The 13469-nt window shown below is 64.7% G+C and carries 13 protein-coding genes and 1 pseudogene; 8 read left to right on the top strand and 6 right to left on the bottom strand.

What is annotated here, in order from left to right:
• Nucleotides 1-23: 23 nt before the first annotated feature.
• Nucleotides 24-2333, bottom strand: coding sequence for a TonB-dependent hemoglobin/transferrin/lactoferrin family receptor (locus EST26_RS02145; RefSeq protein WP_291065018.1), 2310 nt, complete (start codon nucleotides 2331-2333; stop codon nucleotides 24-26).
• Nucleotides 2334-2563: 230 nt separating this feature from the next.
• Here EST26_RS02145 and bfr point away from each other — a divergent pair, with 230 nt between their 5' ends.
• The 4 genes from bfr to EST26_RS02125 all read left to right on the top strand — a co-directional run bounded on the left by bfr (nucleotide 2564) and on the right by EST26_RS02125 (nucleotide 5085).
• Complete coding sequence (gene bfr, locus EST26_RS02140; RefSeq protein WP_291065017.1) at nucleotides 2564-3040, top strand: bacterioferritin; 477 nt, start codon at nucleotides 2564-2566, stop codon at nucleotides 3038-3040.
• A 122-nt stretch (nucleotides 3041-3162) separates the two neighbouring features.
• Nucleotides 3163-3384: a (2Fe-2S)-binding protein gene (locus EST26_RS02135; RefSeq protein ID WP_291065016.1), complete on the top strand. Its 222-nt coding sequence runs from the start codon at nucleotides 3163-3165 to the stop codon at nucleotides 3382-3384.
• A 52-nt stretch (nucleotides 3385-3436) separates the two neighbouring features.
• Nucleotides 3437-3865 carry a CopD family protein gene (locus EST26_RS02130; RefSeq protein ID WP_291065015.1) on the top strand — a complete coding sequence of 143 codons (429 nt, stop codon included), beginning with the start codon at nucleotides 3437-3439 and terminating at the stop codon, nucleotides 3863-3865.
• A 122-nt stretch (nucleotides 3866-3987) separates the two neighbouring features.
• The gene (locus tag EST26_RS02125) at nucleotides 3988-5085 is read left to right on the top strand and encodes a VanZ family protein (RefSeq protein ID WP_291065014.1); all 1098 of its coding nucleotides are present in this window, start codon (nucleotides 3988-3990) and stop codon (nucleotides 5083-5085) included.
• Between the two features lie 281 nt (nucleotides 5086-5366).
• On the opposite strand, the gene sucD is transcribed toward EST26_RS02125, so the two are convergent.
• Together sucD and sucC are read right to left on the bottom strand one after the other, a co-directional pair.
• Entirely contained in the window at nucleotides 5367-6260 is an 894-nt protein-coding gene (sucD, locus tag EST26_RS02120; protein ID WP_291065013.1) for a succinate--CoA ligase subunit alpha, read from the bottom strand.
• Nucleotides 6261-6367: 107 nt separating this feature from the next.
• Entirely contained in the window at nucleotides 6368-7528 is a 1161-nt protein-coding gene (gene sucC, locus EST26_RS02115) for an ADP-forming succinate--CoA ligase subunit beta (protein ID WP_291065011.1), read from the bottom strand.
• Nucleotides 7529-7716: 188 nt separating this feature from the next.
• Here sucC and argC point away from each other — a divergent pair, with 188 nt between their 5' ends.
• Nucleotides 7717-8640, top strand: a complete 924-nt coding sequence (argC, locus tag EST26_RS02110; protein WP_291065009.1) for an N-acetyl-gamma-glutamyl-phosphate reductase — start codon at nucleotides 7717-7719, stop codon at nucleotides 8638-8640.
• 36 nt (nucleotides 8641-8676) lie between these two features.
• Here argC and recX read toward each other — a convergent pair whose 3' ends face one another.
• Together recX and recA are read right to left on the bottom strand one after the other, a co-directional pair.
• Nucleotides 8677-9138, bottom strand: coding sequence for a recombination regulator RecX (gene recX / locus EST26_RS02105; protein ID WP_291065007.1), 462 nt, complete (start codon nucleotides 9136-9138; stop codon nucleotides 8677-8679).
• 53 nt (nucleotides 9139-9191) lie between these two features.
• Complete coding sequence (gene recA, locus EST26_RS02100; protein ID WP_291065005.1) at nucleotides 9192-10319, bottom strand: recombinase RecA; 1128 nt, start codon at nucleotides 10317-10319, stop codon at nucleotides 9192-9194.
• A 105-nt stretch (nucleotides 10320-10424) separates the two neighbouring features.
• On the opposite strand from recA, the pseudogene EST26_RS02095 reads away from it, so the two are divergent.
• The 3 genes and pseudogenes from EST26_RS02095 to EST26_RS02085 form a co-directional block, all read left to right on the top strand.
• Nucleotides 10425-10502, top strand: a pseudogene (locus EST26_RS02095) (MarR family transcriptional regulator); the annotation flags it as partial.
• A gap of 108 nt (nucleotides 10503-10610) precedes the next feature.
• Nucleotides 10611-11285 carry a response regulator transcription factor gene (locus EST26_RS02090; RefSeq protein WP_291065003.1) on the top strand — a complete coding sequence of 225 codons (675 nt, stop codon included), beginning with the start codon at nucleotides 10611-10613 and terminating at the stop codon, nucleotides 11283-11285.
• A 79-nt stretch (nucleotides 11286-11364) separates the two neighbouring features.
• On the top strand, nucleotides 11365-12759 hold the full coding sequence (locus EST26_RS02085) for a sensor histidine kinase (protein ID WP_291065262.1): 1395 nt from the start codon (nucleotides 11365-11367) through the stop codon (nucleotides 12757-12759).
• A 71-nt stretch (nucleotides 12760-12830) separates the two neighbouring features.
• On the opposite strand, the gene EST26_RS02080 is transcribed toward EST26_RS02085, so the two are convergent.
• Complete coding sequence (locus EST26_RS02080; protein WP_291065002.1) at nucleotides 12831-13424, bottom strand: hemerythrin domain-containing protein; 594 nt, start codon at nucleotides 13422-13424, stop codon at nucleotides 12831-12833.
• Nucleotides 13425-13469 lie beyond the last annotated feature (45 nt).

Below are 13469 nucleotides of genomic sequence, written 5' to 3'. Positions count from 1 at the left end.
GTGGGTTTGTGGTGCGGGACGGGTCAGAAGTCGGCCGAGAGCGCGACGGTAAAGTTGCGACCGGGCGCGGTGAAGGCGTCGAGCACGGGAGAGTTGGCGGCGATGCCGCGCACATTGGCCCACTCCCAGTATTTGCGGTCGCTCAGGTTGTGTACGGCGGCGCTGAGCCGCAGGCCGGGACGCATTTGCCAGGCCGCCGTCAACCCCAGCGTGGTGTAGGCCGGTGGGGCAAAGGGAGCAGATGCGGCTTGACCGGGCGGCACTGCTGCGGCTGGCTGCGCGATGTCTTCCACCCGTTTTCTGGCCGTGTGCGTGAGCGTGGCACCGAGCTGCCAGGGGCCTGTGCGGTGTTCCAGTCCGAGCACGAGTTGAGCCGGGTTGACCGAGTTGAGCGGCTGCTTTGCCACACTGTCCCGGCCTTGGGTTTGCCCGTAGGCCAGGCGCAGATCGGTCGCCGGGCTCAGCGCCAGCTTGCCCTTGAGCTCAAAACCGCTCAGGCGAACCCGAGCCCGGTTGACCGACTGGAACTCGGTCGGACTGGCCCGCGTGCCCGCGCCGCCGACCCGCACGTTTTCTTCAATGAAGTCTTGGTAGCGCCCGGCAAAGACCGCTGCGTCCCAGCTCAGCGTGCGACCACGCTGGCGCAGGCCCAGCTCCAGCGTGCGGCCCGACTCCGGCCGCAGATCGGGGTTGGGAATGGTTCGGTACGGGCTGGGACTGGTCAGGTTCTCAAAAAAGCTGTTGAGCTGGTGCGGGCTGGGCGCCCTGAAGGCAGCGGCCAGGTTGCCGTACACGCTCCAGCCCGGCGCCGGGCGGAAAATCACCCCCAGCTTGGGCGAGACGGCATTCTCGGACAGCGAAGCCGGCACCCGGTTGTTCATGTAGAGCGGGCTGGCGCTGGCCTTGAGCGACACCTGGTCGTAGCGCAGCGCCGGGATCACGCTCCAGCGTTCGCTGAGCAGCTCGGATTGCACGAACAGGGCCGACAGGCGTTCGGTGCTGTCGGGGAAGCGCTTGAGCGGGAAAGTCTCCCCCGCAGGCGGTGCCAGCCCGGTGGTCAGGTCGCTCATGTCGGTCGACGACAGGTCCAGCCCGTACACCAGCTTGTTGTTCCAGTGAGCGCCCAGGGGGGTGCTTTTTTCGGCTTGCAGCGCCAGTTGCAGCAGGCGCTCGGTATAGGTCTGATCGCGGCTGCGCAGCGGCAGGGCCACGCCCGCGAGCGTGTTGCGCCGCTCGAACGTGACGGCGCGCGACTCGGCCTCTTGCCAGGCCAGCGTGGCGCGCACGTGGTCGGCCCAGGGCTGGCCGAGCCGCCAGCGGCCCTCCCAGCTCAGGCGGCTGCGGCTCAGCTCGGTGCTGCCGTCCAGGTCGGTCACGTTCCACAGCGTTCGACCAGCGATGATCGTGGGGCCGCGGCCGCTGTAGGCCTCGACTTCGCTGCTCCTGTCCATGTGCTCCAGCGTGAACGTGTGCTGCCAAGCAGCGCCGGGCTTGAGCACCAGCTTGCCCAGCACGGCACTCTGACGGTCCTGTTGCGGGTTGGGCGCAGTACGGCGGAAGTTCTGCTCGGTGTTGCCGCCCATGTTGTCCAGCTCGTGGCTGCGCGCGGTGTGGGCGCCGAGCAGCCACTGCAGCGACTCGCTGGCCTGCCCGGCCAGGGTGGCGCCGACGCGGCTCATGCCGTCTTCGCTGGCGTGGCTCGCCAGGGCGCGACCGCCCAGGGTCTGTCCGGGTTGGAGCAGGTCTTTGGGCTCGGTGGTGAACATGGCGACCATGCCCGCCAGCCCGTCCGACCCGTGCAGCGCCGAGCTGGCGCCGCGCACGAGCTCCACCCTGGAGATCAGGCCCAGGTCAAAATAGTCGCGCCCGAAGGCAGCAGGGCCAAACCCGTAACTGCGCGGCATGCGAACGCCGTCCACCGTCAGCAGCACGCGGTTGCCCTCCAGGCCGCGGATGTTGAAGCCGGCGTTGCCGTCGCGCCCGGTGGAACCCAGTACGCCACCGAAGCGCTGCGGGGCGCGGCGCACGCTGACGTTGGGCAGATCGCGCACCAGGTCGCGTATGTCTTGCACCCGGGCTGGATCGAGCGCGTCGCCTTCCAGCAGGTCTATGCTGGCCGGCACGTCTTCCAGCGCGCGCTCGCTGCGCGCACCAGTGACCACTGTTTCAGCCAAGATGGGCGCCGCTGCGGCGCTGCCCGTTCTGGCCTGGCTGGCTTGCGCCCACGCCAGCGGATTGGCCAGCAGCACGCCAGCAGCCAGCAGCAGCGAACGCCCTGTCGCGCCGGCCGGCAGCGGCCGCTTGTCAAAATGTGTCTTCGAATCGTCGTTCATGCCCAAACCCATGCGATGAGAGTTGTGAATCGGGCTGGCGGGCACCAGGCCAAAGCGGCGCGGCTTCGGGGTGTTGGCTGGCTGGAAAGTTAGCCAAGTATATAAGAATCATTCGCATTCACAAATTATTTTTTTATTTTTTTTCGTCCTTTTGCGCGGCTGCGCGCGCTGCGGCGCAAAGTCGGACAATTACCGCTCGCCTCCCCCTCTGCGCCACACAAGGACAAACCATGAAAAGCGACCCACAAACCATTGCCCACTTGCAAGCGCAACTCAAGAACGAGCTGACCGCCATCAACCAGTACTTCGTGCACTACCGCATGCTCAAGCACTGGGGTTTTGACAAGCTGGCCAAGAAGGAATACGCCGAGTCGATCGGCGAGATGAAGCACGCCGACCGGCTGATGGACCGCATCTTCGTGCTCGATGGGCTGCCCAACCTGCAAGACCTGGGCAAACTCGGCATCGGTGAAACCGTGCCCGAACTGCTGGCGTGCGACCTGGCGCTCGAGCGCGCCGCACAAGCCACCATCAAGGACGGCATGGCGCACTGCGAGTCGGTGCGCGACTATGTCTCGCGCGAGCTGCTGCAAGACATTCTGGACGACACCGAGGAGCACATCGACTTTCTGGAGACCCAGCTCGAGCTGATCGAGAAAGTCGGTTTGCCCAACTACCTGCAAAGTCAGATGGGCGAACTGAGCTGAACCGCGCGCCGGGGGCGGTCTGGGTCAGCGACTGGCAAGACCATGCGATAGATATGGGTATTGCGGCAATGAATACGATCAATTATCATTTGCTATCCATTTCAAGCCGAGGGATCGCCGCCATGATCGTTTGCGTCTGCCGCCGTATCAGCGACCAAGTCATCGCACGCGCAGCGCGTGCTGGCATGGGATTTGACGACATTCAGCTCGAATTCGGCGTTGCCACGCAGTGCGGCAAGTGCGAAAGCTGTGCGCGCTCGGTCTGGGCCGAGTGTCTGCCCGGCCGCCCCGTGGCACACCTGTTGCGCAGCGAACACGAGCGCACAACGCCGGCGTCGAACTGAGCGCCTGAGCGGCCTGGCCTGCACCCGGCTGCGCCGGGGCTACACTGGCGACATGCTCTGGATCAAAGCCTTTCACATCGTCTTCGTCGCCAGCTGGTTTGCCGGTCTGTTTTATTTGCCGCGCATCTTCGTCAACCTGGCCCTGGTTGCGCCTGACAGCGCCGCCGAGCGCGCGCGGCTGCTGCTGATGGCGCGCAAGCTGCTGCGCTTTAGCACCCTGCTGGCCTTTCCTGCGCTGGCGCTCGGACTGTACTTGTGGCTGGGTTATGGCATTGGTTTGGGCGCCGGCAACGGCTGGATGCACGCCAAGTTGGCGGTCGTGCTGCTGACCCTGATCTACCACGCCAGTTGCGGCCTGCTGCTGCGCCGCTTCGAGCGCGGCGAGAACCGGCGCAGCCACGTCTGGTACCGCTGGTTCAACGAAGTGCCTGTTATCTTGCTGGTGGCGGGCGTGTTGCTGGTGGTGCTCAAGCCATTTTGAGGCCTGCAGGCCCCAGGGTGCTGCGCCCCGGTTCGTCAAACGCATGGCTGCTGCACCCCTTTTCCGGCGCCACATGAGGAGCCTGGCGCGCGTTGGGGCGGCGTGCCGGCGGCACTGATGGCATGAAAATGCGCACGTCTGCCTGGCCTTTGGCGCTGCTGTACGTTGCGCTGGTGCTGTACGCCAGCCTGTTTCCTTTCACCGGCTGGCGACTACAGGGAGTGTCTGCGCTGGCGTTTTTGACCGCCCCGTTGCCGCAGTTCTGGACCGGTTTTGACGTCGCGTCTAACCTGGTCGGCTACGCCCCGCTGGGGTTTTTGCTCGCACTGGCGCTGCAACGCAGCGGCTGGCAGCGCGCCTTTTGGCCACTGGCGGTCGGGCTGGCGGCCTTGCTGTCGCTGACGGTCGAGATGCTGCAAAACCTTTTGCCGATGCGCATCCCGTCCAACCTCGACGTGGCGCTCAATGTCGCCGGGGCGGCCCTCGGCGCTGGCCTGACCTGGGTACTGGTGCGGCTGGGCGGGGTGCAGCGCTGGAGCCAGTTTCGCGCCGCCTGGTTCGTCCCCCAGGCGCACGGCAGCCTGGTCTTGCTGGCGCTGTGGCCGCTGGCGCTGCTATACCCGTCGTCGGTGCCGTTCGGACTCGGCCAGGTCTGGCCGCGGCTCGAAGCCGTGCTGCTGCCCTGGTTGCAACAAACCCCCGGGCTGGCGTGGCTGTCCCTGCGGGTGCCACAGCCGCTTGCAACCACTGCGCTGACTGATGCACTCTGCGTCGCCCTGGGCCTGCTGGTTCCCTTGCTGATGGGCTACGCCGACATTCAAACCGTGCTGCGCCGCCTGGTGTTTGCGGTCTTGTTGCTGCTGTGTGCGTTTGCCAGCGTCAGCCTCTCAGCCGCACTCACCTACGGGCCCCAGCACGTTTGGGCCTGGATCAGCCCCATAGCGGTGCAGGGGCTGCTGTGGTCTGCACTGGCCGCGCTGGCCGCGCTGGCACTGCCGCGCCGGGCTTGTACGCTGCTCATGCTGCTGTGTTTGCTGGTCTTGCTCGGTTTGCTCAACCGGGCACCGCTGAGTCCTTATTTTGCGCAATCGCTTGAACTCTGGGAGCTGGGCCGGTTCATCCGTTTCCACGGCCTGTCCCAGTGGCTGGGCTGGTTGTGGCCCTATGCGGCGCTGATCTTTGGCGTACGCGTGTTGCTGCGGCGCAGCGGCCCGGCCTGAAGCTCAGGCAGACGGGCCATGCCCTTGGCAACCACGACTCTGAGCGAGCAGGCCGCTCCAGGTACCGGCGCCGCTCATCCAGACCTCAAGCGTGGGAGTGTGAGAATTTCTGTGTGTGAAGCGGTTTCTAGGATTATTCAGGGGCCTGCGGCAGCTTGAAAATCACCTGCTGTGCCCGTTGCAGCCAAGCGTCGCGCGATCGGGTCTAGGCGCCCAAAAAAACAAGGCAACGCCAGCGTTGCCTTGTTTTCAGCTCAGAGCCGACCTCAATCTGTCGAGGTTTACAGCAGCGACTTGAGCAAGCGAGCCATCTCTGAGGGGTTGCGCGTGATCGTAAAGCCACAGGCTTGCATGACGGCGAGCTTGGCTTCTGCGGTGTCGGCGCCGCCAGCGATCAGTGCGCCGGCATGCCCCATGCGCTTGCCCGCCGGCGCCGTCACGCCCGCGATGAAGCCGACAATGGGCTTTTTCATATTGTCCTTGCACCACAGTGCCGCTTCGGCTTCGTCGGGGCCGCCAATCTCGCCGATCATGATGACGGCGTCGGTGTCCGGGTCTTCGTTGAAAGCGCGCATCACGTCGATGTGCTTCAAGCCGTTGATCGGGTCGCCGCCGATGCCCACCGCACTCGACTGGCCCAGACCAATCTCGGTCAGTTGTGCCACGGCTTCATAGGTCAGCGTGCCCGAGCGCGACACCACGCCGATGCGGCCCTTTTTGTGAATGTGGCCCGGCATGATGCCGATCTTGATTTCGTCCGGCGTAATCAAACCGGGGCAGTTCGGCCCCAGCAGCAGTGTTTTTTTGCCACCAGCGGCCTCTTTGGCTTTCATGCGGTTGCGCAGTTCGAGCATGTCGCGCACCGGTATGCCCTCGGTGATGCAAATCGCCAGATCAAGATCGGCCTCGACCGCTTCCCAGATCGCCGCTGCAGCACCGGCAGGTGGCACATAAATCACCGATACGGTGGCGCCGGTCTGGCTGGCGGCTTCCTTTACCGAGGCATAGATCGGGATGTTGAAAATCGATTCGCCCGCTTTTTTCGGGTTCACGCCAGCAACGAAGCAGTTTTTGCCGTTGGCGTATTCCTGACACTTCTCGGTGTGGAACTGCCCGGTCTTGCCGGTGATGCCCTGGGTGATGACCTTGGTGTCTTTGTTGATGTAGATGCTCATGATGAATCCTTGTCAAAAACGCTCTGTGCTGGCGTGCGCTTGCTTTGTCGCTGCGGCTGGCGCGCCCGCGGGCCGTGCAGACCGCAGCCGCTGCCAAGCCAGTCGGCTCAGTTGACCGTGGCCACCACTTTCTGCGCCGCGTCGGCCATGGTGTCGGCGCTGATGATGGGCAGGCCGGATTCGGCCAGCATTTTCTTGCCCAGTTCTTCGTTCGTTCCCTTCATGCGCACCACCAGCGGCACCTGCAGGTTGACCGCCTTGCAAGCGGAGATGATGCCGGTGGCGATGGTGTCGCACTTCATGATGCCGCCGAAGATGTTGACCAAAATGGCCTTGACCTTGTCGTTCTTGAGCATGATCTTGAAGGCTTCGGTGACCTTCTCGGGCGTGGCGCCACCGCCGACGTCGAGAAAGTTGGCCGGCTCGGCGCCGAACAGCTTGATGGTGTCCATGGTCGACATGGCCAGACCGGCACCGTTGACCAGGCAGCCGATGTTGCCGTCCAGGCTGATATAGGCCAGATCGAACTTGCTGGCCTCGATCTCGGCCGGGTCTTCCTCGTCTAGATCGCGCAGCGCCACCAGTTCCGGGTGGCGATACAGCGCGTTGGCGTCGAAGTTGAACTTGGCGTCCAGCGCCATCACCTTGCCTGCGCTGTCCCGGTTGAGCGGGTTGATCTCGACCAGCGAGGCGTCGGTCTCCATGTAGCAGCGGTAAAGCTTTTGAAAAATGTCAGTCGCCTGGGCGATGGATTCGGCCGGCATGCCAATCGCGCTGGCAATTTTCTCGGCTTGCGCCTGCCCCAGACCGAGCAGCGGGTCGATGTACTCGGTGCTGATTTTCTCTGGCGTGGCGTGCGCGACTTCCTCGATGTCCATGCCGCCTTCGCTGGAGGCGATGAAGGCGAGTTTCTGCGTCGCCCGGTCGGTCACGATGGAGACGTAGTATTCCTTGCAGATCTCGGCGCCGTCTTCGATGTAGAGCCGGCGCACCTTCTGACCCTGCGGGCCGGTCTGGTGGGTCTTGAGCTGCATGCCCAGGATTTCAGCGGCCAGTCGACTGACGTCGGCCAGCGACTTCGCCACCTTCACGCCGCCGCCCTTGCCGCGACCGCCGGCGTGGATTTGAGCCTTCACCACCCAGACCGGGCCGCCCAGTTTTTGCGCGGCCTCCACCGCCTCTTGCACCGTGAACGCGGCAATACCGCGCGGCACCGGCACACCAAACTGGCGCAAGATTTCCTTGCCTTGGTACTCGTGGATCTTCATGAGGATTCTCTCAGGGATGGACTGACAACAGGCACGACCCCACCGATGGGCCGCGGGGTGAAGGGCGCCGAACAAGGGCGGCCGAAATTGTATTATGTTGCAACGCAGCAAAGCATTTGACGCCGCGCACATAATGCATAATTATACGGATTCGTAACTGAATCGAAACTGACAAGGCAGGGCGCAACATGGCTCAGGTATTCATTGACGGCGAAGCCGGCACCACCGGACTGCAGATTCGGGACCGGCTGCGCTTGCTGGCCGGCGTTGAACTGCTGAGCATCGCACCCGAGCGGCGCAAGGATCCGCTGGCCAAGGCCGACATCATGGCGCAGGCCGACCTGGTCGTCCTCTGTCTGCATGACGAGGCCGCGCTCGAAGCGGTCGCCATGGTAGACCGCCTGCCTGGCCGCAGGCCGCGCATCATCGACGCATCGACCGCACATCGCTGCGCCAGTGGCTGGGTCTATGGCCTGCCCGAACTCTGCCCCGGGCAGCGCGAAGCGGTGGCCAGCGCCGAACGCGTGGCCAACCCGGGCTGCTACGCCACCGGCGCCATTGCCTTGATTCGCCCCCTGGTGGCAGCGGGCTTGCTCGCGCCCGATGCCGCGCTGTCGCTGCCGTCAGTGAGTGGCTACTCGGGTGGCGGGCGCAGCATGATAGAGGCCTACGAGGCAGGTGCGGCGCCACCGTTCGAGGCCTACGCCCTCGGCCTGAACCACAAGCACCTGCCAGAGATCATGCGCTACACGGGCCTGACGCGCACGCCGATTTTCCTGCCGGCGGTGGCTAACTTCCGCCAGGGCATGCTGGTGCAATTGCCGCTGCACCTGGATCTGCTGCCGGGCCAGCCCAGCGCTGCCGATTTGCAGCAGGCCTTGCTCGACCACTACGGCGCCAGCGCCGCCGCCGCTGGCTGGATCAGCGTCGAACCCGCCAGCGCAGACGGCAAGCTCGACGCCAGCGCGCTCAAGGACAGCAACCGGCTCGAGTTGCGCGTATTTGCCAACGAGGCGCAACGTCAGGCGGTGCTCATCGCCCGCCTGGACAATCTGGGCAAGGGTGCCAGCGGTGCAGCGGTACAAAATCTGCAGTTGATGCTGGGCCTTTGAACCCGAAGCGGTGCCGCTGAGACGGCTTGCTGGCGCTTACGCGTCAGCGTCCGCGTCTTCGGCGCCGCCGACCACGCGCCGAACCACATCGGCAGCAAAGCCGCGCCCCAGCAAAAACCGCATCTGCTTGCCGCGCCCGGCGGCGTCGGCAGCCGGCGTGCCGAATTTTTTTTCCCATACGGCGCGTGCGCGCTGCACCTCGCTGCCGCGCAGTTGATCGACGGCCTGAGCTACGGCGCACGCATCCAGACCCTTGGCCTGCAGTTCTTGGCGCACGCGGGCGGCCCCCAGGCGGGCGGCGCGCCGGTGCAGCAGCGATTCGAGCACCCGCTGTTCGTCGATCAAGCCCCTGGCCTGCAAATCGTCGAGCAAGTGGCTCAGTTCGCCGACTTCGGTCTGATGCGCCATGAGCTTGCGCTCGAGTTCGAGCCGCGAATGCTCGCGCGTGGCCAGCAAACGCAGGGCGCGGCCCCGCAGGCTGAGGGATGTTGCGACCATAGGAAGCGAGAACGGTCTGGCTTGCGCGCCCAGCGCAGCGAAGCGCTCTTGGCTCAGCTCTGCGCCGCAGCCTTATCGGCCTTATCGGCCTTATCGGCCTTCTCGGCCTTCTCGGGCTTGGCGGGCTTGAGCGGCGCCGCCGCGCTGGCGTCCACCGGCAGCAGCGGCACGCCCAGCACAGCGCGCACCTTGTTTTCGATTTCGAGCCGCAGCGCCGGATTTTCGCGCAGGAACTCGCGCGAGTTGTCGCGTCCCTGACCGATTTTTTCACCCTCGTACGCGTACCAGGCGCCGGATTTTTCGATCACCCGATGATTGGCGCCGAGATCGAGAATTTCCCCCTCACGGCTGATGCCTTCGCCAAACAGAATGTCGAACTCGGCGGTCTTGAAAGGCGGTGCAACTTTGTTTTTTACCACCTTGACCTTGGTTTCGCTGCCGATCGCGTCTTCGCCCCGCTTGATCGTTCCGATGCGACGGATGTCGAGCCGCACCGAGGCATAAAACTTCAATGCGTTGCCACCGGTGGTGGTCTCGGGGCTGCCGAACATGACGCCGATCTTCATGCGGATCTGGTTGATGAAAATCACCATGCAGTTGCTTTTCTTGATGTGCGCGGTGAGCTTGCGCAGCGCCTGGCTCATCAGCCGCGCCTGCAGGCCGGGCAGCGCGTCGCCCATCTCGCCCTCGAGTTCGGCCTTGGGCGTGAGCGCGGCCACCGAGTCGATCACGATCAGATCGACCGCTCCCGAGCGCACCAGGCTGTCGACGATTTCCAGCGCCTGCTCACCCGTGTCGGGTTGCGAAATCAACAAATCGTGCAAGCGCACACCGAGCTTTTGCGCGTACTGGATGTCCAGCGCATGCTCGGCGTCGACAAAGGCGCACTGACCGCCGAGTTTTTGCATTTCGGCGATGACTTGCAAGGTGAGCGTGGTCTTGCCCGAAGACTCCGGGCCGTAAACCTCGATCACCCGTCCACGCGGCAGGCCGCCGACACCGAGCGCGATGTCGAGTCCGAGCGAGCCGGTCGAGACGACTTGAATGTCCTCGATCACCTCACCCTCACCGAGCCGCATGATGGTGCCCTTGCCGAATTGCTTTTCGATTTGCGCCAGCGCGACCTGCAAGGCCTTGGTTTTTTCGCTGTTGAGGGGATTGGCTTTGACGGCGTTGTCCATGAAAGGGCTCCAAGTCGGTGGGTGAGAAACGGGTTGCAGCGTCTGTTGCCGCCGGCTGCACGCTGGATGTTTGAACCGCAGTGTAGCTTCGAGCTGAAATGAAATTTTGACGCGCGCGTGCTGCACCTGGTGGCACACGACCCGAACGTGCCGCTGGCGCTGTCCAAGCTGGCGGCGCGCGCGCGGCGCATCGTCTTTACCGCCACCGGTTTGCTCTGGCAAGCCTATGGCGCAGGTCAAGCCTGAGGCCGCCGCGCCATAAAATGCATTCACCCCTGCAAGGAGACCGAGATGCGCATTCTGATTGCGGAAGACGACCAGGTGCTGGCCGATGGTTTGCTGCGCGGCTTGCGCACGGCCGGCGCGGCGGTGGACCACGTGGCCGATGGCTGCGAAGCCGAGGCCGCGCTGTTGACCAACACCGAGTTCGACCTGCTGATTCTCGATCTGGGCCTGCCTAGACTGCACGGGCTCGAAGTGCTCAGACGCCTGCGGGCGCGCGGCTCGGCGCTGCCGGTGCTGATTCTGACCGCGGCCGACAGCGTCGACGAGCGCGTCAAAGGCCTGGACTTAGGCGCCGACGACTACATGGCCAAGCCCTTTGCGCTGCAAGAGCTCGAAGCCCGGGTGCGCGCGCTCACGCGCCGCGGCATGGGCGGCGCCTGCGCCACCATCAAACACGGGCCCTTGCTATACGACCAGACCGGTCGGGTCGCCACCATAGACGGCAAACTGATCGAGTTGTCGGCACGCGAACTCGGCCTGCTCGAGGTGTTGCTGCAACGCGCCGGGCGCCTGGTCAGCAAAGACCAGTTGATCGAGCGGCTGTGCGAATGGGGCGAGGAGGTCAGCAACAACGCCATCGAGGTCTACATACACCGCCTGCGCAAGAAGATCGAAAAGGGGCCGATCCGCATCGCCACCGTGCGCGGCCTGGGTTACTGCCTTGAAAAAATCTCTGGCTGAAGACCCGCACGCCAGCGCTGCGGCGTTCGGTCTGCTTGAGCGCGGCCAGCGCAGCCTGTTCGGTGAAATTCTGGACTGGATGCTGACACCGCTGCTGCTGTTGTGGCCGCTGTCGCTGGCGCTGACCTGGCTGGTAGCCCAAGGCATTGCCAACAAGCCGTTCGACCGTGCACTCGAATTCAACCTGCTGGCTCTGAGTGCCTTCGTGCAGTCGCACGACAAGGCGCTCGCCTTCGAGCTGAATGCCCAGACTCGTGCGCTGCTGCACGCCGATGACAGCGTGCGCAATTACCACCAGGTGCTGGGGCCGGGCGGCAGGCTGATCAGCGGTGTGCGCGACTTTCCGCCGCCGCCACAGGCACGCGCGCCGGGCCGGGTGCTGCTGCGCGACGACGTGATCGCTGGCGAAGCTGTGCGCGTGGCCTACACCTGGATCGTGGTCGATGCGCGGCAGCCGCAGTTGGTGCTGATGCAACTGGCCGAAACCAAGAGCAAGCGGGCGGTGCTGGCGACTGAGATCATCAAAGGCGTGATGGTGCCGCAGTTCATCATCTTGCCGCTGGCGGTGTTGCTGGTCTGGCTGGCGCTGGTGCGCGCCATCCGTCCCCTCAACGAGCTGGAGCAGCGCATTCGGGCCCGCCAGACCGACGACCTGAGTCCGATCGCGCAGACTTTCGTGCCGCTGGAAGTCGCATCCCTGGTGGCGTCGATCAACCACCTGCTGGGACGGCTGAAGATCTCACTCTCGACGCAAAAACGCTTTCTGGCCGACGCCGCGCACCAGCTCAAGACCCCGCTGGCCGGTCTGCGCATGCAGGCCGAATTGGCGCTACGCGAAACCGATCCGCTGGAGATTCGAGGCTCGCTGCAGCAGATTGCGCGCTCCAGTGCGCGGGCCACCCGAACCGTCAACCAGTTGCTGGCCCTGGCGCGCGCCGAAACCACCGGCCGCACCCTGCCCAGTCTGCCGGTCGATCTGGCCGAACTGGTGCCGGCGGTGGTGCGCGACTCGGTGCCGCGCGCGCTGGAACACGGCGTCGATCTGGGCTACGAAGGCGCCGAGCCAGGGCCGGTCGATTACCCGCTGCACGGCAACCCCACGTTGCTGCAGGAAATGGTGCGCAACCTGGTCGACAACGCCATCCACTACAGCGGCCGTGGCGGCGTGGTGACGGTGCGCTTGCTGCCCGACCCGGACAGCGGCGTGCCGCTGCTGCAAGTAGAAGACAACGGGCCCGGCATTGCCGCGCACGAACGCGAGCGGGTGTTGCAGCCGTTTTATCGGGCACTGGGAACCAACGTCGACGGCTCCGGGCTGGGCCTGGCCATCGTGCACGAAATCGCCCTGCAGCACGGCGCCTGCATCGCCATGTCTGACGTCCACCCCGGGGCTGTCAACCCGGGCTTGCTGGTCACGGTCCGGTTCGCAGCACCAGGGCGCAGCGCGCACTCCGCAGAGCCGATCGACACTTGAAACGCGGGCGCGGCCACTGCCTGCTGGGCCAAGACCAGGGCCGCGCGACTGACGCCGAAAACCGGCAGCCCTCAGTGCCCGAGTCCGACCGGCGCCGGCGCGCTTATCAAAATACGGGCAAACAGGCGGTCGAACAGCGGGTCACGCGGAATGCTCGAGCACAGCGGGTCGCGGTTGCTGGCAAAGGCGGCGTTGAGCACGCGCCAGTCGGCTTCGCTCAGGTGCTTTTCCGCTTCGGGCAAGATCACGGCCTCTTCCTGCCGGATGTGCTGCAGGTAAAACCCGACGTAGCGCGTCACCTCGTCTTCAAATGCGCGCCGACGCGGCTCACCCAGGTATTCCCAGGCCATCAACAGGTGAATCAGCTCGCGCACCCGCTGCTCGCCGGTCATGTGTTCTTGCTCGAGTTGCTCGATCAGGCCCAGGGTGTGCGGCGCAGCCCGCGCCAGCCGCGGAAACAGCAAATCCGACTCTTTCGGGTGGTGGTGGCGCTCGGGGAATTCGTCGATGTAGAACAACATGGCTCGCAGCACGTCGAAATACAGCTCGCGCCGGTCCTTGCCATCCGCCTCGGGCCCGCGCTGCACCATCTGCAGCAAGGCGTTGAGCAGCGCAGTCAGCGTGGCATGCTCGTCGCGGATCACGCGCAGGGCTTCGCGATGCATGGTTTTGTCTCCGGTTCAATGGTGTTTTTTATCGGACCTTGGAGC

It is taken from the genome of Hydrogenophaga sp. (assembly GCF_014773545.1).
In the GTDB taxonomy this organism is placed as follows: domain Bacteria; phylum Pseudomonadota; class Gammaproteobacteria; order Burkholderiales; family Burkholderiaceae_C; genus Hydrogenophaga.
The sequence above is the reverse complement of the archived record's forward strand: the minus strand, read 5'-3'. Positions and strand labels throughout refer to the sequence as shown.